Here is a 20,511-nt window from a genome sequence, read left to right on the forward strand (position 1 = left end):
TCGAGTCAGCAGTGGTTGAAGCGTAAAAAGTGGATGTTTCAGCCGCCGAGCCGCAGCGCCAGCGCGGCCAGCGTGACGAGCAGCACCGGCAGGGTCAGCACGATGCCGATGCGGAAGTACTGGCCCCAGCCGATGGTGGTGCCCTTCTTCGCCAGCACGTGCAGCCAGAGCAGCGTTGCCAGGCTGCCGATCGGCGTGATCTTCGGGCCCAGGTCGCAGCCGATCACGTTGGCATAGACCATGGCTTCCCGGATCACGCCGCTGGCGCCCGAGGCCTCGATCGACAGCGCGCCGATCAGCACGGTGGGCATGTTGTTCATCACCGAGGACAGCAGCGCCGTCAGCAGGCCGGTGCCCAGCGCCGCGCCCCAGACGCCGCCCTGCGCGAACACATCCAGCAGCGACGCGAGCTGGCCCGTCAGGCCCGCGTTGCGCAGCCCGTAGACCACCAGGTACATGCCCAGCGAGAAGACCACGATCTGCCAGGGCGCGCCGCGCAGCACCCGGCGCGTGTCGATCACCGGACCGCGGGCCGCGACGGCCAGCAGCGCGAGCGCCGCCACCGCGGCCACCGCGCTGACCGGCACGCCCAGCGGCTCGAGCCCGAAGAAGCCGACCAGCAGCAGCGCCAGCACGATCCAGCCGGCGCGGAAGGTCGCGGGGTCGCGGACCGCCTCGGCCGGCAGCCGCAGCCGCGCCACCGCGTAGCCCGCGGGAATGTCGCGGCGGAAGTACAGCACCAGCACGCCCAGGCTGGCGAGCACGGCCGCGAGGTCGACCGGCACCATCACCGCGGCATAGCGGTGGAAGCCGATGCCGAAGAAGTCGGCCGAGACGATGTTGACCAGGTTGGAGACCACCAGCGGCAGGCTCGCGGTGTCGGCGATGAAGCCGGCCGCCATCACGAAGGCCAGGGTCGCGGCCGGCCCGAAGCCCAGCGCGGCCAGCATGGCCATCACGATCGGCGTGAGGATCAGCGCCGCGCCGTCGTTGGCGAACAGCGCCGCCACCACCGCGCCCAGCAGCACCATCAGGGCGAACAGCCGCGCGCCGCGCCCGCCGCCCCAGCGCGCCACATGCAGCGCGGCCCATTCGAAGAAGCCGGCCTCGTCGAGCAGCAGGCTGATCACGATCACCGCGATGAAGGCGCCGGTGGCGTTCCACACGATGCCCCAGACGGTCGCCACGTCGGCCCAATGCACCGCGCCGGACAGCAGCGCGAGCCCGGCGCCCAGCGAGGCGCTCCAGCCGATGCCCAGCCCGCGCGGCTGCCAGATCACCAACACCAGCGTGAAGGCGAAGATCGCCAGTGCCGTCAGCATGCGCAGGCGGCGCTGCCGTCGGCGAGGCAGGGCGCGCCCTGGCAGCAGTTCTCGGTCAGGTAGCCGAGCAGCGCGTTCATCCGGTCGAAGGCGGCGCGGTAGATCAGGTTGCGGCCCTGGCGCTCCTGCGACACCAGGCCCGCGTGCGTCAGCTCCTTGAGGTGGAAGGAGAGGCTGGTGGCGGGCACGCCGATGGCCTCGACCAGCGCACCGGGGGTCAGGCCCTCGGGGCCGGCGACCACCAGGCAGCGAAAGACCTGCAGGCGCACGGGTTGGGCGAGGGCGGCGAGGGCGCGGACGACTTCATTGGCTTCCATGATTCAATCATAGTTGAATCATGGAATTGATGGCGAGCCCTGGGGTTTTTCGGCCGCGGCCCCCTCAGCGCCGCATCCCGTCGCGGTCGAACAGCGTGGGCGCGGCTTCGCGCACCACCTCGAGGAAGGCCCGCAGGCCCGCCGGCACGTGGCGATGGCCCGGATAGTAGATGCACAGGCCGGGGATCGGCGGCGACCAGTCGTCCAGCACCCGCAGCAGCCGGCCGGCCGCGACATGCGGTGCCACGGCGTACTCGCTGGTCCAGACCAGGCCCGCGCCACCCAGCGCGGCCTCGACCATCAGGTGATGGTCGTCGAGCGTCAGGGGCCCGGCCACGTCGACCGACACGCGCTGGCCGCGCTTCTCGAAGTCCCACTTGTAGAGCGGGCCGCTGGGAAAACGCGTGCGCACGCACACATGCCCGGCCAGGTCCTGGGGCGTGCGCGGCTTGCTGCGCGTCGCGAAGTAGGCGGGCGAGCCGACCACGGCGAAGCGAACGGGCGGGGTGCAGGGCACGGCGATCATGTCCTCGGGCACGCTCTCGGCGATGCGGATGCCGGCGTCGAAGCCCTGGCCCACGATGTCGACCAGCCGGCCCTCGGTCACGATGTCCACCTCCATGGCCGGATGGCGGCGCAGGAACTCCAGCACCACGGGCGCGAGGATCATCGAGGCGGCGGCCTCCGAGGCATTGAGGCGCAGCGTGCCCGCGGGCGTGTCGCGCAGTTCGTTGGCCGCGGCCATGGCGGCCGAGATCTCGCGCAGCGCCGGCTGCACGCGCGCCAGGAACTGCTCGCCCGCGGCGGAGAGCGCCACGCTGCGCGTGGTGCGGTTGAACAGGCGCACGCCCATGCGCTGCTCCAGCGCCGCGATCGCATGGCTCAGCGCCGAGGGCGACAGGCCGAGTTCGGCCGCGGCACGGCGGAAGCTGCGGTGCGTCGATACCGCGACCACGGCGTTGAGTTCGGCCAATCCGGTTTTCTGCATTGTGCGATCTCCTGCATGACTTCATGCGTCATTGGGCCGATTGTTTCATCGATCGGCGCGGCCTATCTTCGCTGCTCTTCGAAAGGAAATCACATGACATCCGCTTCCGCCGACGGCCGCAAGACCGTCCTCATCACCGGTGCCTCGACCGGCTTCGGCGAGTCGGCCACCCGGCTCTTCGCGCTGCACGGCTGGAACGTCGTCGCCACCATGCGCACGCCCGCCGCCGGCGCCGAACTCGCGGCCCTCGACAACGTGTGGGTCACGCGGCTCGACGTGCAGGACCACGCCAGCATCGACGAGGCCATCGCGGGCGGCATCGCGCGCTTCGGCCGCATCGATGCGCTGGTCAACAACGCGGGCTTCGGGCTGTTCGGCCTGTTCGAGTCGGCCTCCAGGGAAAGCATCCAAACGCAGTTCGACGTGAACGTGTTCGGCGTGATGGACGTGACCCGTGCGCTGCTGCCGCACTTCCGCGCCCGGCGTTCGGGCGTGATCGTCAACGTGAGCTCGGGGGCCGGCGTGTTCGGGCTGCCGATGATCTCGCTCTACACGGCCAGCAAGTTCGCGCTCGAAGGCTTCTCGGAATCGCTGGCCTACGAACTCCGGTCGCAGAACATCGTGGTGAAGATCGTCGAACCCGGCGGTGTGGTCAGCACCGGCTTCGGCGCCCGCGCTGCGGCCGAGGCCTCGCAGGCGCTGGCCGCACCGGCCGACTACGACGGTTTCGTCGCGGGCGCGCAGAAGGTGTTCGAGGGCCTGCGCTCGGCTCGGCTCGCCACCTCGGAAGACGTGGCCGGCGTGATCTACGAAGCCGCCAGCGACGGCACGGACCGGCTGCGCTACGTGGCGACCGAGGACATCGCGCCGCTGGTGCGGGCGCGGCGCGAGACCTCGGAGGACGACTACATCGCGCTGATGCGCGCCACCTTCACGCCGACGGCGTGATCACCGCGGGCGCGCAGCCCGCGGGCTTGAACACCCGCTCGGTCGAAGCCGGCGACTTCGCCAGCTTGGCCGCCGGCCGGCGCGGGCGGCGGATCAGTTCGCCGCCGCAGTTGGGGCAGGCGCCCGCGAGGCGGCGTTCCGCGCAGTCGCTGCAGAAGGTGCACTCGAAGGAGCAGATCCGGGCGTCCGCCGATTCGGCGGGCAGGTCGCGGTCGCAGCATTCGCAACCTGGGCGCATTTGGAGCATGGAAAGAAGACCTCGGAAAGTGGTGCCTTCGAGCTTAAACGAGACGGCGCGGCGCCTCAGCCGGCCTTCCAGCGTGCGCAGCGCGATTCGGCCTTGGTGGTCCAGGGCACCTCGCCCTTGATCGATTCGACGACCTTGTAGTAGTCCCAGGGCTCCTTCGACTCGGCGGGCGTCTTCACCTGCAGCAGGTGCATGTCGTGCACCATCAGGCCGTCGCCGCGCAGCCAGCCGCCCTTGACGAACATGTCGTCGAACTTCGCCTTGCGCAGCTGGGCCATGACCTTGTCGCCGTCGTCGGTGCCCGCGGCCTTGACCGTCTTCAGGTACTGCAGCGTGGCCGAGTAGTTGCCGGCCTGGAAGGAGGAGGGCATGCGCTTCTGCTTGTCGAAGAAGCGCCGTGCCCACTCCCGCGATTCGGCGCTCTGGTTCCAGTACCAGCTGTCGGTGAGGAACATGTTCTGCGCGGTCTTCAGGCCCAGCGCATGCACGTCGTTGATCGTGATGATCATGCCGGCGAGCTTCATGTTCCTGCCGATGCCGAACTCGGCCGCCGACTTGAGCGCGTTGACCGTGTCGCCGCCCGCATTGGCGAGCGCCAGCACCTGGGCCTTGGAGCTCTGCGCCTGCAGCATGAAGGAGGAGAAGTCGCTCGCGCCCAGCGGGTGCTTGACCGAGCCCGCGACCGTGCCGCCGTTGGCCAGGATCACCTTGGTGGCGTCGCTCTGCAGCGAGGCGCCGAAGGCGTAGTCGGCGGCGACGAAGAACCAGGACTGGCCGCCGCCCTTGACCACGGCATTGGCCGTGCCGCGCGCCATGGCGACGGTGTCGTAGGCGTACTGGATGGTGTAGGGCGAGCAGAACTCGTTGGTCAGGCTGGAGGCACCCGAGCCGACGACGAAATAGGGCTTCTTCTTGTCCGCCGCCACGCCGGCCATCGCGATCGCGGCACCGGAGTTCACGCCGCCGATCAGCATGTCGAGCCGGTTCACGTCGAACCACTCGCGCGCCTTGGCCGCGGCGATGTCGGGCTTGTTCTGGTGGTCCATGGTCAGCAGCTCGATCCGCTTGCCGTCGATCGCGCCACCCATGTCGGCGATCGCCATGCGGATCGCGTCCGCGCCCGCGGGACCGTCGTAGTCGCGGTAGATGCCGGACATGTCGCTGATGAAGCCGATGCGGATCACGTCGTCGGAGACCTGGGCATGGGCCCCGGCGGCCGAGGCCATCATCCAGGCGAGCGCGCAGGCGATGCGGGTTTTCTTCATGGGTGTCTCTCTTGTCTTCTGGGTGGGAATCGGGGGCTCAGAGGGCGAAGGCGGGACGCACGGCACCCACGCGCGGCAGGCCCATCATTTCGCGCGCTTCGGCGGGCGTGGCGGGCTCCATGTCCATCTCGCGGATGATCCGCACGATGCGTTCGGTGAGCTGCACGTTGGTCGCGAGCTCGCCCTGGCGGAAGTAGAGGTTGTCCTCCAGCCCCACGCGCGCATGGCCGCCGAGCAGCAGCGAGGCCACGTTGGCCTCGAGCTGCGAGGGGCCGATGCCGCTCACGCAGAAGATGCTGTGCTTGGGCAGCGTGTCGACCATCATCTGGAGGAAGCGCGGCGAGTAGGGCATCGCGTTCTGGAAGTTGCGGTGCACGTTCATCACCAGATTCACGAAGTGCGGCGCGTCGTCCAGCCCTTCGTGGATCAGCGTGGTGGTGTCCTGCAGGATGTGGGTGGGGCTGAAGACCTCCCACTCGGGCTTGATGCCGCGCGCCTTCATGCCCGCGGCGAGTTCGCGGCCGCGCGCGAGCGAGGTGTCCATCAGGATCTCCTTGCCCTCGAAGCTCAGGTTCAGCGTGGTGGCGTCGAGCGTGCACATCTCGGCGCCGGCCTCCATGCCCTTGAGCCGTTCTTCCCAGAGGATCTCCCAGCGGTCGCCCGCCAGCGGATGCACCATGTCGCCGTGCACGCCGCCGCCGGTGGAGTTGTTGATCACGATGTCGCTGCGCGCACGGATGCGGGTGTTGATGTCGCGGTAGATGTCGGGGTTGCAGGTGGCGCCGTCGTCGGGCCGGCGTGCGTGGATCGCGACCACGCTGGCACCCGCGTTCCAGCAGCGGACCGTGTCGTCGGCGATCTCCTGCGGCTGCGTGGGCAGGTGCGGGTTCTGCGACTTGTGGGCCATTCCGCCGGTCGGGGCGATGGTCAGGATGACTTTGCGTTTGGACATGGGATGGGCTCTGGCGTGGGGAGAAACGAGGAAGCGGCGTTGCGCGTGGCGTGCGTCGATTGTTCGATCCCGGGTCCCCCAGGTCAGTCGTCGCAACGACAATTCACCTCAGGGTTTACGCGGCCGGGGCCACGCTCAGGCTTCGCGGCCCACCTTGCCCGCGCGCTTCTCGAGGAAGGCCCGCACGCGTGCCTTGGCCTCGTCGTCGCCCTGCGCCACGGCCGACATCAAGGCCTCGACGAACAGGCCGTCGGAGCGGCTCATGTCGGCGATGCGCGGCAGCGCCTGCAGGATCGCGAAGTTGGACAGCGGCGCATTGCCGGCGACCTTGCGTGCCAGTTCGATCGCCTTGTCGACCGCCGTTCCGGGTTCGACCAGGTAGTTGCTCAGGCCCGCGGCCTGGCCCTCGGCCGCGTCGAGCACGCGGCCGGTGAGCATCATGTCGGTCATGAGGCTGAAGCCCGCGAGCCGCGGCAGGCGCACCGAGCCGCCGCCGCCCACGAAGATGCCCCGCTGCCCTTCGGGCAGGCCGTAGAAGGTGCTGCGATCGGCCACGCGCAGGTGCGCCGTGGCCGCGAGCTCGAGCCCGCCGCCGATCACCGCGCCATGCAGCGCCGCGATCACCGGCACGCGGCCGTACTGGATCTGCTCGGAGGCCTGGTGCCAGGCGCGCGAATGCAGCACGCCGTCGGCGACGCTGCGCTCCATCACCTCCGAGAGGTCCAGGCCGGCGCAGAAGTGCTCGCCGGCGCCGCTCAGCACCACGGCGCGGCAATCGGGGGGCAGGGCCGAGAACGCGATCTGGAGCTCGGCCAGGAAGGCGTCGCTGATCGCGTTGCGCTTGTCGGGCCGGTGCAGGCGCAGGTGCACCAGCGCCTCCGAGCGCGTGACCTGGAGGAAGCGCAGCTGGCTGCAGGGGCCGGGCAGGGGAGAGAAATCGTCGTGCATGAAGAAGGTTTGTGATGTGTTCTCAGGTCCGGATGACGTCGGCGTCGCCGGCGTAGAGCCGTGCCACCGCGTCGGCGCGCCGCGTCAGCACCGCGCGCTGGTTCACGTAGCCCTTGTCGGTGATCTCGCCGGCGTCGGCATCGAGCGGCTCGGTCATCCACAGGATGCGGCGCGGCATCTGCGACGAACCCGCGCCGCTGCGCTGGAAGGCGGCCAGCGCCTCGCGCACCGTCTGCGCGACCGCAGCGGGACCGGCCGCCAGCGCGGCGGCCGTGGGGAAGACCAGCGCGCCGATCTCGTCGCGGTCGTGGCCCGCGATCACCGCGTCGGCCGCATAGGGCGACAGGGCCGTGACCAGCTGCAGACGCAGCGGACCGACCGAGACCCAGGTGCCGCTGGAGAGCTTGAAGTCCTCCGCGACGCGGCCGTCGAAGATCACGCCGCGTGCCGGGTCTTGGGGGTCGACCAGGTAGCCCGCGTCGCCGATCCGGTAGAAGCCTTCGTCGTCGAAGGCGGCGGCCGTGAGCTCGGGGGCGTTGCGGTAGCCCGCGAACACCGAGACGCCGCGCACGCGCATCTCCTGCTTCTCGCCGTTGCGCACCAGCTTGAGCTCGAGGCCGGGCAGCGGGATGCCGATGCAGCCCGCGCCGTCGAGGCGGAAGTGCGCGCTGGTGACCAGCGGCGAGGTCTCGGTCGAGCCCCAGGAGGTGGTGAGCCACAGCGGTTCGTCGCGCACGCTGGCCGCCAGCGCCTCGAGCCGCTGCCAGGTGCTGGCGGGCAGGGCGGCCGCGGCATAGAAGACCAGCAGCAGCGGCGACAGCACCTCGCGCGCGAGCGCGGGGTCGGCCTCGAGGAAGGGCAGCAGCATGTCCAGGCCGCGCGGGACGTTGAAATGCAGGTTGGGCCGCACCTCGCGCAGGTTGCGCACGGTCTTCTCGATCAGCCCGGGGGCGGGCCGCCCCTCGTCGATGTGGAGCGTGCCGCCGTGCCGCAGCACCAGGTTCAGGTTGTGGTTGCCGCCGAAGGTGTGGCTCCAGGGCAGCCAGTCGAGCAGCACCGGCTTGTGCGTCGCGAGGAAGCGCCAGGTCTGCGCCAGGGCCTGCTGGTTGGCGCACAGCATGCGGTGCGTGTTGACCACCACCTTGGGCTGGCCGGTCGAGCCCGAAGTCAGCAGCAGCTTGGCCACGTCGTCGCTGCGCAGGGCCTCGAAGGCGGCCCTGACGGCCGGCGTTTCGGCGGTGTCGAGGAAGCTGCCGAAATGCAGGGCGCCGGGCACGTCTTCGGCGCCTTCGCTCAGCACCTTCACCGCGTCACCCGCGCAGGCGCTGATCGCTGCACCATAGGTTTGGGCATTCGCGGCATAGACCAGCGAGGGCTGCAGCGTCTGGACGATGCCGCGGATCTTGGTGTGGTCGCTGGTCAGCCGGCAGTAGGCGCTGGAGACCGGGCAGAAGGGCAGGCCGACATGCAGCGCGGCCAGCATCAGCATGGCGTGGTCGATCGAGTTGTCGGAGAGCACCAGCACCGGCCGGTCGCGCGGCAGCTGCAGGTCGAGCAGGCGCTGCGCGATCGCGCCGACGTGGCGCCGCAGTTCGCCCCAGCGCACGCGGCGCCATGCGCCGCCGGCGTCGCGTTCGGCGAAGGCCAGCGTGTCGGGCGTCTCGGCGGCCCAGCGCTCGAGCCAGTCGCCGATGCAGCGGTCGTAGGCGCCCAGCGTTTCGGGGGAACTCAGCACCAGGCTGCCGTCGGCTTCTTCGCGGCACAGCGTGCGGGCCGGTGCCACGAGGGCGGGGTTGTCGTAGAGGGCGGCCATGTCGGGTCCTTTCCTGTGGAGTGGGTGCGGGCGGCGATCAGCTGCGCGGGTCGGCCGCGGCCCTGGCCTGGATCAGCCCGATCAGCAGTTCGTCGCGCCGGGCCTCGAGTGCCGCGAGGCTCTGCCCCTCGAGCGCATCGGCCATGCCCTGCACGACCAGGGCCTTGAGCTCGGCCGTCATCGCGGGCGTGCCCAGGTCCTGCCACCAGGCCTCGATCGGGCCGCCCAGGTGGTCCAGCACATGCGCGATGCCGCCCGCGCCACCGGAGAAATGCAGGTTCATGAAGGGGCCGAACACGCCCCAGCGCAGGCCGGGGCCGAAGGCGATGGCGGTGTCGATGTCCTCGACCGTGGCCACGCCCTGGTCGACCAGGTGGAAGGCCTCGCGCCAGAGCGCGGCCTGCAGCCGGTTGGCGATGTGGCCCTGGATCTCCTTGCGGCCGTGGATGGGCCGCTTGCCGACCGATGCGTAGAACTGCATCGTGCGTTCGATGGTGCGCGCCGAGGTGTGCGCGCCGCCGATCACCTCGACCAGCGGGATCAAGTGCGGCGGGTTGAAGGGGTGGCCCAGCACCACGCGGCCGGGGTGGCGGCAGGCGGACTGGATGTCGGTGGTCGAGAGGCCCGAGGAGCTCGAGGCCAGGATCACCTCGGGCGGCAGCAGCGCGTCCATGCGCTGGAACAGATCGGTCTTGAAATCGCGCCGCTCGGGCCCGTTCTCCTGCACGAAGTCGACGCCCTGCAAGGCGGTGTCGAGTTCGGCGTGGAATCGCAGCCGGTCCATCGACGCGCCCGGCGCGAGGCCCAGCCGTTCGAGCGTGGGCCAGTGCCGCGCCACGCTCGCGCGCAGCCGCGCCTCGGCATCGGGCGCGGGATCGGTGGCCACCACGTCCAGCCCGTGGGCCAGGAAGTGGGCGGCCCAGCTGGCGCCGATGACGCCGGTGGCAACGATGGCGACGCGCTGGATGGAAGGAGAGGTCATGGTGTGAAAGGGGCGGTCGATGAAGGGCGAAGGCGAGTGCGCAGGCGGTGCTCGCACGGGGGGCTTTCCGCATGGAATTGTTCGATGGGCCGGGTGAACTCACAGTCGTCTGAACGACAATCCGCACCTGGGAAAACCTCAGGCCCGGCCCCGGCGCCCACGCACGCATCCACCCCATCCCATGAGCTTCAAGACAGCGCCGCGCGCGGCCGGCATCACCCTGCAGCAACTGCTGGCCGAATCGGCGTGGTTCGCGCTGTTGACGCCGGCCGCGCGCGCGCAGGTGCTGGCCGACATGGTCGAGCGCACGGTGGTGGCCGGCGATGCGCTGATCCGCCATGGCGAGACCGCGCTCTGGTGGAACGGCGTGATGGAAGGCGTGATGAAGTGGTCCACGGGCACGCGCGCGGGACGCTCGGTCACGCTGGGCGGGCTCACGGTCGGCAGCTGGTTCGGCGAGGGCAGCCTGCTGCGCGGCAAGCCGGTGCAGGCCGACATCATCGCGCTGCGCCACAGCCGCGTGGCCCTGCTGCCCAAGAACACCTTCGAGTGGCTGTACGAGACGCAGCCGGCCTTCGGTCGCTTCCTCACCAACCAGATCAACGAGCGCCTGCACTGGTTCATGGGCGACTTCGCCGCGCACCGGGTGCTGGGCGTCGAGGCGCAGGTGGCGCGCGCGCTGACCGGGCTGGTGCACCCCTGGCTGAACCCCGGCGGCGACCTGCACCTGCAGATCTCGCAGGAGGAACTGGCCAACCTCGTGGGCCTGTCGCGCCAGCGCTGCAACCAGGCGCTGAGCCAGTTCAAGGCGATGGGGGTGGTGCGCACCGAGTACGGCGGCATCACCATCCTCGACATCGACCGGCTCACCACGCTGAGCGCGGTCGAGTAGCGCCACCGGCGCGAGCCGACGCTTCAGACGCCCAGCCAGGTCGCCAGCGCCGCGGGCTCGGCCGCCACCGCCGCCGATTCGGCCGCGAGCACGATGCGGCCCTTCTCCATCACGATCGCGCGCTCGGTGTGGGCCAGCACACGGCGCCAGTCGCGGTCGACGATCAGCGTGGCGATGCCGGTGCCGCGGATGTCGGCGATCACGCGCCAGATCTCGGCCACGATCAGCGGCGCCAGGCCCTCGGTCGCCTCGTCGAGGATCAGCAGCCGCGGGTTGGTCATGAGCGCGCGGCCGATCGAGAGCATCTGCTGCTCGCCGCCCGACAGCTGCTGGCCGCCGTGCGCGAGCCGCTCGGTCAGGCGCGGGAAGGTCGCCATCACGCGCTCGAAGGTCCATTCGCGCCGGCCGTCGATGCCGGCGCGTGCGCTCATCAGCAGGTTCTCGCGCACCGAGAGGTTGGGGAAGATGCCGCGGCCCTCGGGCACGTAGCCGATGCCCAGGCGCGCGATCTTCTCGGGCGCCCAGCCGCTCACGTCGCGGCCGTCGAGCAGCACGCGGCCGGAGGCCGGCCGCACATAGCCCATCAGCGTGCGGATCAGCGTGGTCTTGCCCATGCCGTTGCGCCCCAGCAGACCCAGCGAGGTGGCCGCGGCCTGGGTCGCGTCGACGCCGCGCAGGATGTGGCTGTCGCCGTAGTAGGTGTGGATGGCTTCGATCTGCAGCATCTCAGTGGCCCTCGCCGTGTTCGTCGCCCAGGTAGGCCTCGCGCACGCCCGGATCGTTGCGGATGTCGGCCGGTTCGCCGGTCGCGATCACGCTGCCGTTGACCATCACGGTGATGCGGTCGGCGATGCGGAAGACCGCGTCCATGTCGTGCTCCACCAGCAGGATCGCGTGCGTGGCCTTGAGCCGCGTGAGCAGGGCCAGCATGCGTTCGGATTCTTCCGCGCCCATGCCCGCCAGCGGCTCGTCGAGCAGCAGCACGCGCGGGCGGGTCGCGAGGCACATCGCGACCTCGAGCTGGCGCTTGGCGCCGTGGCTCAGGGTGCCGGCGATGCGGTGCGCCTCGGCCTCGAGGCCGGCGGCACGCAGCGCCTCGCCGGCCGCGGCGTTGCTGGCGGCGCAGGCGCGCGCCGACTGCCAGATCGCCCAGGGCCGCGGCGTGGCGGCCTGCGCGGCCAGGCGGCAGTTCTCGTGCACCGTGAACTCGGGAAAGATCGTGGTGCGCTGGTAGCTTCGGCCCACGCCGTCGCGTGCGCGCCGCGACTGGGCGCGCGCCGTGATGTCGACGCCTTCGAGCGCGATGCGGCCGTCGGAGGCCTCGATCTCGCCCGAGAGCATGTTGATCAGCGTCGACTTGCCGGCGCCGTTGGTGCCGATCACCGCATGCACCTCGCCGCGGCGCAGGTCCAGCGTGACCGCGTTCACCGCCACCAGGCCGCCGAAGCGGCGGGTCAGGCTCTGGACGGACAGCAGGGGCGTGCTCATGGCGTCACCGCCTTGGCCGCGGGCGTGGGCGAGATCCGCGCCGCGAGCGCGATCAGGCCCTTGGGCAGCAGCGCCACGAACACGATGATCGCGATGCCCAGCGTGAGCTGCCAGTGGTCGGCCAGCGGACCGACCAGCGCATGGGTGCCCAGCACCTCCTTGAGCAGCGTGAAGGCGACCGCGCCGATCACCGCGCCGCGCAGGTGGCCGAGGCCGCCGAGGATGATCATCAGCAGCACCTCGCCCGAGTTGTGCCAGGCCATGAGTTCGGGGTTGACCACGCCGTCGCGCGCGGCGACCAGGAAGCCGGCCAGGCCGGCCAGCGCGCCCGCGATCACGAAGGCCGCGAGCTTGTAGCCGTAGACCGCGAAGCCGGCCGCGCGCATGCGCTGCTCGTTCACACGGATGCCGGCCAGCGCGGCGCCGAAGCGCGAGCGGCGGATCAGCGCGAGCAGGCCGTAGGTGCCGGCCAGCGCCGCCAGCACGAAGTAGAACTGCACCCGGCGGTTCTCCATGTCGATCGCGCCCAGCGCGGGCCGCACGTACAGGTAGATGCCGTCGCTGCCGCCGCCGACCTTGGTGTCGTGGAACACGAAGTAGGCCATCTGCGCGAAGGCCAGCGTGACCATGATGAAGTAGACGCCGCGGGTGCGCAGGCTCAGCGCGCCCACCGCCAGCGCGTACAGCGCGGCGCTGCCCATCGCGAGCGGCAGCAGCCAGGCGATCGAGCCGCCCTCGGCCCCCGAACCCAGCACCGTCGCATAGGCGCCGATGCCGTAGAAGGCCGCGTGGCCCAGGCTCACCAGGCCGGTCATGCCGACCAGCAGCTCCAGGCTCAGCGCGAAGATCGACAGGATCATGACCTTGACGATCAGGTCCGAGATGTAGGGGCTCAGCGTGGGGCCGAGCGCGGCCAGGGCCAGCGCGCAGAGCAGGGGAATCCAGTGGGCGAGGGTTTTCATTGCGTTGTCCACCAAGCTGTCGAACGATGCACGGCCATCGAAACCGATGCACGCGCATGCGTGAGATACCGCGGAACCGGCTTTGCCGGGCCGCTGGTATCGCCCCCTCGAGGGGGAGACGCCGCAGGCGTTTCGGGGGTGTTCAATTTCGTTTTCCCATGAGGCCTTCGGGGCGCCAGATGAGGATGATGGCCATCAGCACATAGATGCCCATCCCGCTGAGTTCGGCGAAGAAGACCTTGCCGAAGGTGTCGACGAAGCCCACCAGCAGCGAGGCCACCAGCGCACCGGTGATCGAGCCGATGCCGCCGATCACCACCACCACGAAGCAGACGATCAGCACGCTCGCGCCCATGTTCGGGTAGACCGAGGACATCGGCGCGGCGATCATGCCGGCCAGCGCCGCCAGCGCCACGCCGGCCGCGAACACGATGCGGTAGAGCCGGCGGATGTCGATGCCCAGGCCGCGCACCATGTCGCGGTTGCTGGCGCCGGCGCGGATCATCATGCCCAGCCGCGTGCGGTGGACCACCAGGTACAGGCCGATCGCGAGCACGATGCAGGCGGCCGAGGCGAACAGCCGGTACCAGGGGTAGCTCATCAGGTCGCCCAGCGCGAAGCTGCCTTCGAGCCAGGGCGGGGCCTTGACGCCGTGCACGTCGTTGCCCACCAGGATCGAGCGCAGCTCCTCGAACACCAGGATCAGCCCGTAGGTCATCAGCACCTGCTGCAGGTGGTCGCGCTGGTAGAGGTAGCTGAAGAAGGCCCATTCGAGCAGGTAGCCGAAGACGGCCGCGAGCACCACGCCCGTGACCAACATCACGATGAACTGGTCGCCGAACAGCGGTGAGAGCGCGAAGGCCATGTAGGCGCCCAGCATGTAGAAGCTGCCGTGCGCCAGGTTGATGACGCCCATGATCCCGAAGATCAGTGTCAGCCCCGAGGCCACGAGAAAGAGCAACAGTCCGTACTGAACCGAGTTCAGGCATTGGACGAGGAAGGTGCCGATGTCCACGTTGGAGGTTCTCTCTGGACGCGTTCGTTGAGAAGGAGATGCGATGCGGGAGACACCGCGGATCCGGCTTGGCCGGTCCGCAGGTGTCGCCCCCTCGAGGGGGGAGTCGAGCTACACGAAGTGAGCGAGGGACGGGGGTGGGCTACATCCTGCAGCCGCGCGCGGGATCGGCCAGGCCCTTCACGGCGATGCTGACCATCTTGTTCTCCTTGCCGTCGACCTTACGCAGGTAGATGTCCTGCACCGGGTTGTGCGACTTGCTCACCGAGAAGCTGCCGCGCGGGCTGTCGATCCTGGCGCGCTCGATGGCGGCCGAGAACTCGGCCTTCTTCGAGATGTCGCCCTTGACCGCATCGAGGCCGATCGCCAGCATCTGCGCGGCGTCGTAGCCCTGCACCGCGTACACGTCGGGCTGCAGCTTGAAGGCCTTGGCATAGGCGGTGCGGAAGCTGTTGTCGCGCGGCGTGTTCAGGCCGTCGGCATAGTGCAGCGTGGTCAGCATGCCCTGCGCGGTGTCGCCCTGCGCGTCGAGCGTGCCGTCGGTCAGGAAGCCCGGGCCGTAGAGCGGGATGGTCTTGTGGAGGCCCGCGGCCGCGTAGTCCTTGACGAACTTGACCGCGCCGCCGCCCGCGAAGAAGGCGTACACCGCGTCGGGCTTGGCCGCGGCGATCTCGGTCAGCAGCGCCTGGAACTCCACGTTGGGGAAGGGCACGGTGAGCTGCTTCACGACCTGGCCGCCGGCCTTCTCGAAGCCTTCCTTGAAGCCGTTGACCGACTCGTCGCCGGCCGCGTACTTCCAGGTGATGGTGATGGCCTTCTTCTTTTTCTCCTGCTTGGCCGCGACCTCGCCCATGGCGTAGGCCGGCTGCCAGTTGGAGAACGAGCTGCGGAAGATGTTGGGTGCGCACATCGGGCCGGTCACGGCGTCGGCGCCGGCGTTGGGCACCAGCAGCACGGTGCCGCTTTCCTTGGCGGCCTTGGCCATGGCCATGGCGACGCCGGAGTGCACGGTGCCCACGATCACGTCGACGTTGTCGCGCTTGATCAGCTTGTTCACGTTGTCGGTGGCCTTGGCCGGATCGGATTCGTCGTCGACCTTCACGTACTCGATCTCGCGGCCGCCGAGCTTGCCGCCTTGCTCTTCGACGCGCAACTTGAAGCCGTTCTCGATCGCCACGCCCAGCGCGGTGTAGGTGCCGCTGTAGGGCAGCATCAGGCCGACCTTGAGTTTGGCCGGCTGGGCATGGCCGGCGGTGGCGATGCAGGCCAGCGCGAAGGCCGCGAGGGCGGCCGCGGTGCGGCGCGTGGGGGTGTGGCTCATGGATGTCTCCTGTTGTGGATGAACGAAACGGTGGCGTCGATCACGGCCTGCGGCTGGTCCCGGTGCGGGGAATGCCCGCAGTCCGGCAGCTCGAGCAGTTGCGTGGCGGGGACCCGCGATGCGATGCCGCGGATCTGTTGCAGGGTGCCGTACGCGTCGTCCTCGCCCTGGATGGCGAGCACCGGGCAGCGGATGCCCTCGAGTTCGGCTTCGATGTTCCAGTGGCGAAAGGGCGGGTGCAGCCAGATCCGGTTCCAGCCCCAGAAGGCCGAGTCCGGGTCGTCGTGGTAGCGGCCGAGCTTCTGCGGCAGGTCGGTGCCCAGGTAGGCGGTGCGCGCGAGCTCGATGTTCGCGACGGTCTTGTCTTCCACGAAGATGTGCGGCGCGAGCACCACCAGCCCCGCGACCTTGGCGGGGAAGCGCGCGGCATGCAGCAGCGCGATCGAGCCGCCGTCGCTGTGGCCGAAGAGCCAGGGTGCTTCGTCGATGCCCAGCGCCGCGAACAGCGGCGGCAGCACCTCGTGCGCCTGGCGGTGCATGAAATCGACATCCCAGGTCTCGTCGGCGTCGCGCGGGGTCGAGCGGCCGTAGCCGGGCCGCGAGAACACCAGGCCGCGAAAACCGCCGGCCGCGCACAGCTGCGCCGGGAAGTCCTTCCACATCGCGACCGAGCCCAGGCCCTCGTGCAGGAAGACGACGAGCGGGGCGTCGCTGCGCTCGGGCGCGATCCACTCGCACTCGATGCGCACCGCGCGGCCGGGCCAGTCGATGGTGGCGAAGGTCGTGCTCATGCGTCTTGCTCCTTCCCCCTCCGGGGGAAGGCGGGGATGGGGGCGTGCAGCGCCTGCAAAGTCCTGGCGTGCGCGAAGGCCCGAGCCCCCACCCCAACCCTCCCCCAGCGGGGGAGGGAGGAAGAGGAAGGCAGAGGCCGTCTCGTGCATGGCTGTGGCTCCTTCCCCCTTTGGGAGAAGGCGGGGATGGGGGCAAGCAGCGCTTGCAAAGTCTGGGCGTGTGCGAAGGCCCGGGCCCCCACCCCGACCCTCCCCCGGCGGGGGAGGGAGGAAGAGGAGGACATCGGCCGTCTCGTGCATGGCTGTGGCTCCTTCCCCCTTTGGGGGAAGGCTGGGATGGGGGCAAGCAGCGTTTGCAAAGTCTGGGCGTGCGCAAAGGCCCGAGCCCCCACCCCAACCCTCCCCCAGCGGGGGAGGGAGGAAGAGGAAGACAGCGGCCGCCTCATGCCTGCTGCTCCCGCTCGCGCAACCTGAACCTCTGGATCTTCCCCGTCGCCGTCTTCGGCAGCTCCTCGACGAACTCGATGAAGCGCGGGTACTTGTAGGCCGCCAGGTGCTGCTTCACGAAGGCCTTGAGTTCTTCCTCCGTGGCCGCGCTGCCGTTTTTCAGCACCACGAAGGCCTTGGTCTTGGTCAGGCCGTCGCTGTCCTGCTTGCCGATCACCGCGGCCTCGAGCACGGCCGGGTGCCGCATCAGCGTGGCTTCGACCTCGAAGGGCGAGACGTAGATGCCGCTGACCTTGAGCATGTCGTCGCTGCGCCCGGCATAGGTGTAGTAGCCGTCGGCGTCGCGCGAGTACTTGTCGCCGCTCTGGGTCCAGCCGTCGCGGAAGGTGGCGGCGCTCTTCTCGGGGTTGCCCCAGTACATCAGCGCGCTGCTCGGGCCCTGGATGTAGAGGTCGCCGACCTCGCCGTCGGGCACGGGGCGGTCGTCCTCGCCGCGCAGTTCGATCCGGTAGCCCTCGACCGGTCGGCCGGTGGTGCCGTAGCGGATGTCGCCCGGCCGGTTGGAGATGAAGATGTGCAGCATCTCGGTCGAGCCGATGCCGTCGATGATCTCGCAGCCGTAGTGCGCCTTGAAGCGCTCGGCGATCTCGCCCGGCAGCGCCTCGCCGGCCGACGAGCACATGCGCAGCGCGACCGCTTCGCGCGCGGGCTTGGCGGGCGAGGCGAGCATGCCCGCGAAGCCGGTCGGCGCGCCGAAGAAGACCGTGGGCTTGACGGGCGTGCCGTGCGCGGCCTGCGCTTCGCCGGTCCAGCGCCGGAAGGTGGCGTCGGGCGTGGGCCGTTCGGCCATCAGCACCACCGTGGCGCCGACCGACAGCGGGAAGGTCAGGCCGTTGCCCAGGCCGTAGGCGAAATAGAGCTTGGCGGCGGAGAAGCAGACGTCGTCCTCGGTCAGGCCCAGCACCGGCTTGCCGTAGAGCTCGGCCGTCCACCAGGGGTTGCCGTGGGTGTGGACCGTGCCCTTGGGCCGGCCGGTCGAGCCCGAGGAATAGAGCCAGAAGGCGTGGTCCTGGGCCCGCGTGGGTGCGGGCGCGGCCATCGGTGCATGGGCCGCGATCTGCGCCTCGAAGTCGAGCCCGCCCGGCGGCAGCGCCGCGATTGGCTGCGTGACGAACAGCCGTGCCAGCGCATGCGGCGCGCGGACCATCGCGTCCTGCAGCACCGGCAGCAGCGCGCCCGAGACCAGCGCCGCCTTCGCGCCGCTGTGTTCGAGCATGTAGGCGTAGTCGTCGGCCGTCAGCAGCGTGTTGACCGCCACCGGCACCAGGCCCGCGTAGAGCGCGCCGAGGAAGCTCACCGGCCAGTCGCTGCTGTCGAGCTGCAGCAGCAGCACGCGGTCCTCGCGCTGCAGGCCGGCGGCAAGCAGCGCGCTGGCCAGCCGGCGGGCGCGGTCCTCGAGCTGGCCGTAGTCGAGCGTGCCGCGGTCGTCGATGTAGGCCAGCTTCTGCGCGCGGCCGCGGTTGAGCGCGAACAGGTACTCGGCGAAGTTGAGGTCGGTGGGCGGGTTCATCGTGTGTCTCCTGAAGGCCGTGTGTGCCGGCGCGTTCTGTTCGGGCCCGTGCGCCGGCTACAGGCCGAGCGCGGCCAGCACCGCGGGGCTGGCCTGCACCGCGCTGCGGCGGTGGTAGAAGTCCAGCGCGCGCAGTCCGCCGAGTTCGGCGCCGCCGCCCGCGCGGCCCGGGCCGCCGTGCAGCGACATGGGCATCACGTTGCCGTGGCCGGTGTGGGCCTGCGCCACCTCGGGCGTGACCACGTGCACCCGGCCGTGGCTGGCCGCCACGCGTACGGCCGTGCGGGCCAGCGCGGCGTCGTCGCTGCCGTACAGCGAGGTCACGAGCGAGCCCTGGCCGCGGTGCGCCAGCGCGATCGCATGCTCGGCGTCGCGGTAGGGCAGCAGCGTGGCGACCGGGCCGAAGACCTCGACCTCGTGCACCAGCGGCGCGGCGTCGGCGTCCTTCGCGCCCAGCAGCACCGGGCCGATGCAGGCAGCGATGGCGGGGTCGGCATCGACCAGCGGCTGCTGGCTGCCGTCGTGCAGCCATTCGGCCTGCTGGCGCAGCGTGGCCAGGCCTTCGCGCACCGACTGCAGCTGAGCGCGGCTCACCAGCGAGCCCATGCGCACGCTCTCGTTGCGCGGGTTGCCCACGGTGATGGCGCGCAGCTTGGCGCCGATGGCTTCGGCCGCGGCGTCGTACACCGCCGTCGGCACCAGGATGCGGCGGATGGCGGTGCATTTCTGGCCGCTCTTGACCGTCATCTCGCGCACCACTTCGCGCACCAGCAGGTTGAAGGCCTCGCTGCCCGGCACCGCGTCGGGCATCAGCAGAGCGGAGTTCAGGCTGTCGGCCTCGATGTTGGCGCGCACCGAGCGCTGGGCCACGGCCGCGTGCGCGCGGATCAGCGCGCCGGTCTCGGCCGAGCCGGTGAAGGACACCACGTCGAAAGGCTCGAGCGCATCCATCAGCCCCTTCGAGCTGCCGCAGATCACCGACAGCGCGCCGGCCGGCAGCACGCCCGCGTCGACCACGTCGCGCACCATGCGCTGCGTGAGCCAGGCGGTGGCGGTGCCGGGCTTGACGATCACCGGCACGCCCGAGAGCAGCGCGGGCGCGGCCTTCTCCCACAGGCCCCAGGCCGGGAAGTTGAAGGCGTTGATGAACAGCGCGACGCCCTGCGTCGGCACCTGCAGGTGCTGCGACAGGAAGACCGGCTCCTTGCCGAGCTTGAGCGCGTCGCCGTCGCGCAGCACCTGCACGTCGCCCAGCGCATCGCCCCACTTGGCGTACTGGCCGAGCGTGAAGATCGCGCCGTCGATGTCGACCGCGGAGTCGTTCTTCACCGTGCCCGAATTGGCGGTGGCGATCTCGTAGTAGGCGTCGCGATGCGTCTGCAGCACCTTGAGCACCGCGCCCAGCAGGGCTGCGCGCTGCCGGTAAGTCAGCGCACGCAGGCCGGCGCCGCCGGTGTCGCGGGCGAAGCGGAAGGCCGCGGGCAGGTCCAGCCCGGTCGCGTCGACGCGGGCCAGTTCGGTGCCCAGCACCGGGTCGAAGAGCGGCGTGCCGCTGCCGCTGCCGTGTTGCCAGCGGCCGGCGACGTGGTTGGCGAGAAGTTCGGTCATGGGAGCGTGGCCCTCAGTGGCGCGTGAATTGGATCTGGCCTTCGGGCAGCAGATAGAGCACCAGGGCGCGGCCCTGGGCGACGGTCGGGTGGTGGGCGCTGCCTGGCGGGTACACGCACCAGCCGGCCGGGCGGCCGTCGAAGGTGGCGTCGCCTTCCAGCGGCATGATCAGGTCGATCTCGCCGTTGGGATGGGTGTGGTGCGGGCCCGCGAGGTCGCGCATGTCGACGACGTCGACCGAGAAGCGGTGCAGCGCGTCCTCGGGCTTGAAGGGCCGGCCGTAGCGGATGCCGCCGCCTTCGCGCTCGCACAGCCAGCCCTGGGCCACGCCTTCGAGGCACGCGTTTTGCAGCGCCGCGAAAGTGGGGCTGCCGGCGCCGTGTTCGGTGTTGAGCCACTGGTCGAGCGCGGCGTCGAGCGGGCGGCCCGCGATCTGGGCCGTCAGGTCGGCCACCAGCTGGTGGAAGTTTTCTTTGGACATGGTCTTCGTCGTGGGGCGAACGTTCTTGCAGGTGAAGTGCGGTTGCGGCTTTGGGCTGCGTGCAGTATCTTGCGTGTGATTGAACGATAGGCACCATGATGCATGTTGTCAAGCAACATAGTGCATGTATGGCGTTTACCCTGAGCGCGCAAAA

Annotated in this window: 20 protein-coding genes; 2 read left to right on the forward strand and 18 right to left on the reverse strand. The window is 70.1% G+C overall.

The features are described 5' to 3' along the window. Positions 1–38: 38 nt before the first annotated feature. The 3 genes from QTI20_RS02415 to QTI20_RS02425 form a co-directional block, all read right to left on the reverse strand. On the reverse strand, positions 39–1,322 hold the full coding sequence (locus tag QTI20_RS02415; RefSeq protein ID WP_286550499.1) for an arsenic transporter: 1,284 nt from the start codon (positions 1,320–1,322) through the stop codon (positions 39–41). Further along, complete coding sequence (locus QTI20_RS02420; protein ID WP_219220182.1) at positions 1,316–1,639, reverse strand: ArsR/SmtB family transcription factor; 324 nt, start codon at positions 1,637–1,639, stop codon at positions 1,316–1,318. Before QTI20_RS02420 ends, QTI20_RS02415 begins: the two co-directional genes overlap by 7 nt. A 64-nt stretch (positions 1,640–1,703) precedes the next feature. Continuing rightward, positions 1,704–2,627, reverse strand: a complete 924-nt coding sequence (locus tag QTI20_RS02425) for a LysR family transcriptional regulator (RefSeq protein WP_286550498.1) — start codon at positions 2,625–2,627, stop codon at positions 1,704–1,706. A 93-nt stretch (positions 2,628–2,720) separates the two neighbouring features. Here QTI20_RS02425 and QTI20_RS02430 point away from each other — a divergent pair, with 93 nt between their 5' ends. Further along, positions 2,721–3,575: an SDR family oxidoreductase gene (locus QTI20_RS02430; RefSeq protein ID WP_286550497.1), complete on the forward strand. Its 855-nt coding sequence runs from the start codon at positions 2,721–2,723 to the stop codon at positions 3,573–3,575. Here QTI20_RS02430 and QTI20_RS02435 read toward each other — a convergent pair. From QTI20_RS02435 to QTI20_RS02460, 6 genes are all read right to left on the reverse strand, one after another. Beyond that, positions 3,559–3,822, reverse strand: coding sequence for a DUF1272 domain-containing protein (locus tag QTI20_RS02435; protein WP_286550496.1), 264 nt, complete (start codon positions 3,820–3,822; stop codon positions 3,559–3,561). The genes QTI20_RS02430 and QTI20_RS02435 overlap by 17 nt on opposite strands. A gap of 56 nt (positions 3,823–3,878) precedes the next feature. Further along, positions 3,879–5,087, reverse strand: coding sequence for an ABC transporter substrate-binding protein (locus tag QTI20_RS02440; protein ID WP_286550495.1), 1,209 nt, complete (start codon positions 5,085–5,087; stop codon positions 3,879–3,881). 37 nt (positions 5,088–5,124) lie between these two features. After that, positions 5,125–6,039, reverse strand: coding sequence for a beta-keto acid cleavage family enzyme (locus QTI20_RS02445; protein WP_286550494.1), 915 nt, complete (start codon positions 6,037–6,039; stop codon positions 5,125–5,127). A 135-nt stretch (positions 6,040–6,174) separates the two neighbouring features. Further along, entirely contained in the window at positions 6,175–6,987 is an 813-nt protein-coding gene (locus tag QTI20_RS02450) for a crotonase/enoyl-CoA hydratase family protein (RefSeq protein WP_286550493.1), read from the reverse strand. Between the two features lie 22 nt (positions 6,988–7,009). After that, positions 7,010–8,800, reverse strand: coding sequence for a feruloyl-CoA synthase (locus QTI20_RS02455; protein WP_286550492.1), 1,791 nt, complete (start codon positions 8,798–8,800; stop codon positions 7,010–7,012). 37 nt (positions 8,801–8,837) lie between these two features. Beyond that, the gene (locus QTI20_RS02460) at positions 8,838–9,782 is read right to left on the reverse strand and encodes a 3-hydroxyacyl-CoA dehydrogenase NAD-binding domain-containing protein (RefSeq protein WP_286550491.1); all 945 of its coding nucleotides are present in this window, start codon (positions 9,780–9,782) and stop codon (positions 8,838–8,840) included. 181 nt (positions 9,783–9,963) lie between these two features. Between QTI20_RS02460 and QTI20_RS02465 the strand changes: the two genes are divergently transcribed. Then, the gene (locus tag QTI20_RS02465; protein ID WP_286550490.1) at positions 9,964–10,674 is read left to right on the forward strand and encodes a Crp/Fnr family transcriptional regulator; all 711 of its coding nucleotides are present in this window, start codon (positions 9,964–9,966) and stop codon (positions 10,672–10,674) included. Positions 10,675–10,697: 23 nt separating this feature from the next. Here QTI20_RS02465 and QTI20_RS02470 read toward each other — a convergent pair whose 3' ends face one another. From QTI20_RS02470 to QTI20_RS02510, 9 genes are all read right to left on the reverse strand, one after another. Next, the gene (locus QTI20_RS02470; RefSeq protein ID WP_219220203.1) at positions 10,698–11,399 is read right to left on the reverse strand and encodes an ABC transporter ATP-binding protein; all 702 of its coding nucleotides are present in this window, start codon (positions 11,397–11,399) and stop codon (positions 10,698–10,700) included. A 1-nt stretch (position 11,400) separates the two neighbouring features. After that, positions 11,401–12,162, reverse strand: a complete 762-nt coding sequence (locus tag QTI20_RS02475) for an ABC transporter ATP-binding protein (RefSeq protein WP_286550489.1) — start codon at positions 12,160–12,162, stop codon at positions 11,401–11,403. Beyond that, the gene (locus tag QTI20_RS02480) at positions 12,159–13,124 is read right to left on the reverse strand and encodes a branched-chain amino acid ABC transporter permease (protein WP_286550488.1); all 966 of its coding nucleotides are present in this window, start codon (positions 13,122–13,124) and stop codon (positions 12,159–12,161) included. Before QTI20_RS02480 ends, QTI20_RS02475 begins: the two co-directional genes overlap by 4 nt. A 142-nt stretch (positions 13,125–13,266) precedes the next feature. Next, positions 13,267–14,139 carry a branched-chain amino acid ABC transporter permease gene (locus QTI20_RS02485; RefSeq protein ID WP_286550487.1) on the reverse strand — a complete coding sequence of 291 codons (873 nt, stop codon included), beginning with the start codon at positions 14,137–14,139 and terminating at the stop codon, positions 13,267–13,269. Positions 14,140–14,281: 142 nt separating this feature from the next. Further along, positions 14,282–15,460: an ABC transporter substrate-binding protein gene (locus QTI20_RS02490; protein WP_286550486.1), complete on the reverse strand. Its 1,179-nt coding sequence runs from the start codon at positions 15,458–15,460 to the stop codon at positions 14,282–14,284. Then, positions 15,457–16,251 carry an alpha/beta fold hydrolase gene (locus QTI20_RS02495; protein ID WP_286550485.1) on the reverse strand — a complete coding sequence of 265 codons (795 nt, stop codon included), beginning with the start codon at positions 16,249–16,251 and terminating at the stop codon, positions 15,457–15,459. The genes QTI20_RS02490 and QTI20_RS02495 overlap by 4 nt, the downstream gene beginning before the upstream one ends. A 442-nt stretch (positions 16,252–16,693) precedes the next feature. Beyond that, entirely contained in the window at positions 16,694–18,268 is a 1,575-nt protein-coding gene (locus QTI20_RS02500; protein ID WP_286550484.1) for a benzoate-CoA ligase family protein, read from the reverse strand. 57 nt (positions 18,269–18,325) lie between these two features. Then, positions 18,326–19,876, reverse strand: a complete 1,551-nt coding sequence (locus QTI20_RS02505) for a 3,4-dehydroadipyl-CoA semialdehyde dehydrogenase (RefSeq protein ID WP_286550483.1) — start codon at positions 19,874–19,876, stop codon at positions 18,326–18,328. Between the two features lie 13 nt (positions 19,877–19,889). Beyond that, on the reverse strand, positions 19,890–20,357 hold the full coding sequence (locus tag QTI20_RS02510; RefSeq protein ID WP_286550482.1) for a 4-hydroxylaminobenzoate lyase: 468 nt from the start codon (positions 20,355–20,357) through the stop codon (positions 19,890–19,892). Positions 20,358–20,511: the final 154 nt, after the last annotated feature.

It is taken from the genome of Variovorax sp. J2P1-31 (assembly GCF_030317215.1).
Taxonomy (GTDB): Bacteria; Pseudomonadota; Gammaproteobacteria; order Burkholderiales; family Burkholderiaceae_C; genus Variovorax.

Coding starts and splice junctions, on each gene's coding strand:
- QTI20_RS02480 (WP_286550488.1), bottom strand. CDS start 13,124: ATGAAAACCCTCGCCCACTGGATTCCCCTGCTCTGCGCGCTGGCCCTG.
- QTI20_RS02505 (WP_286550483.1), bottom strand. CDS start 19,876: ATGACCGAACTTCTCGCCAACCACGTCGCCGGCCGCTGGCAACACGGC.
- QTI20_RS02475 (WP_286550489.1), bottom strand. CDS start 12,162: ATGAGCACGCCCCTGCTGTCCGTCCAGAGCCTGACCCGCCGCTTCGGC.
- QTI20_RS02470 (WP_219220203.1), bottom strand. CDS start 11,399: ATGCTGCAGATCGAAGCCATCCACACCTACTACGGCGACAGCCACATC.
- QTI20_RS02495 (WP_286550485.1), bottom strand. CDS start 16,251: ATGAGCACGACCTTCGCCACCATCGACTGGCCCGGCCGCGCGGTGCGC.
- QTI20_RS02460 (WP_286550491.1), bottom strand. CDS start 9,782: ATGACCTCTCCTTCCATCCAGCGCGTCGCCATCGTTGCCACCGGCGTC.
- QTI20_RS02500 (WP_286550484.1), bottom strand. CDS start 18,268: ATGAACCCGCCCACCGACCTCAACTTCGCCGAGTACCTGTTCGCGCTC.
- QTI20_RS02445 (WP_286550494.1), bottom strand. CDS start 6,039: ATGTCCAAACGCAAAGTCATCCTGACCATCGCCCCGACCGGCGGAATG.
- QTI20_RS02510 (WP_286550482.1), bottom strand. CDS start 20,357: ATGTCCAAAGAAAACTTCCACCAGCTGGTGGCCGACCTGACGGCCCAG.
- QTI20_RS02450 (WP_286550493.1), bottom strand. CDS start 6,987: ATGCACGACGATTTCTCTCCCCTGCCCGGCCCCTGCAGCCAGCTGCGC.
- QTI20_RS02435 (WP_286550496.1), bottom strand. CDS start 3,822: ATGCTCCAAATGCGCCCAGGTTGCGAATGCTGCGACCGCGACCTGCCC.
- QTI20_RS02440 (WP_286550495.1), bottom strand. CDS start 5,087: ATGAAGAAAACCCGCATCGCCTGCGCGCTCGCCTGGATGATGGCCTCG.
- QTI20_RS02465 (WP_286550490.1), top strand. CDS start 9,964: ATGAGCTTCAAGACAGCGCCGCGCGCGGCCGGCATCACCCTGCAGCAA.
- QTI20_RS02420 (WP_219220182.1), bottom strand. CDS start 1,639: ATGGAAGCCAATGAAGTCGTCCGCGCCCTCGCCGCCCTCGCCCAACCC.
- QTI20_RS02455 (WP_286550492.1), bottom strand. CDS start 8,800: ATGGCCGCCCTCTACGACAACCCCGCCCTCGTGGCACCGGCCCGCACG.
- QTI20_RS02490 (WP_286550486.1), bottom strand. CDS start 15,460: ATGAGCCACACCCCCACGCGCCGCACCGCGGCCGCCCTCGCGGCCTTC.
- QTI20_RS02415 (WP_286550499.1), bottom strand. CDS start 1,322: ATGCTGACGGCACTGGCGATCTTCGCCTTCACGCTGGTGTTGGTGATC.
- QTI20_RS02425 (WP_286550498.1), bottom strand. CDS start 2,627: ATGCAGAAAACCGGATTGGCCGAACTCAACGCCGTGGTCGCGGTATCG.
- QTI20_RS02430 (WP_286550497.1), top strand. CDS start 2,721: ATGACATCCGCTTCCGCCGACGGCCGCAAGACCGTCCTCATCACCGGT.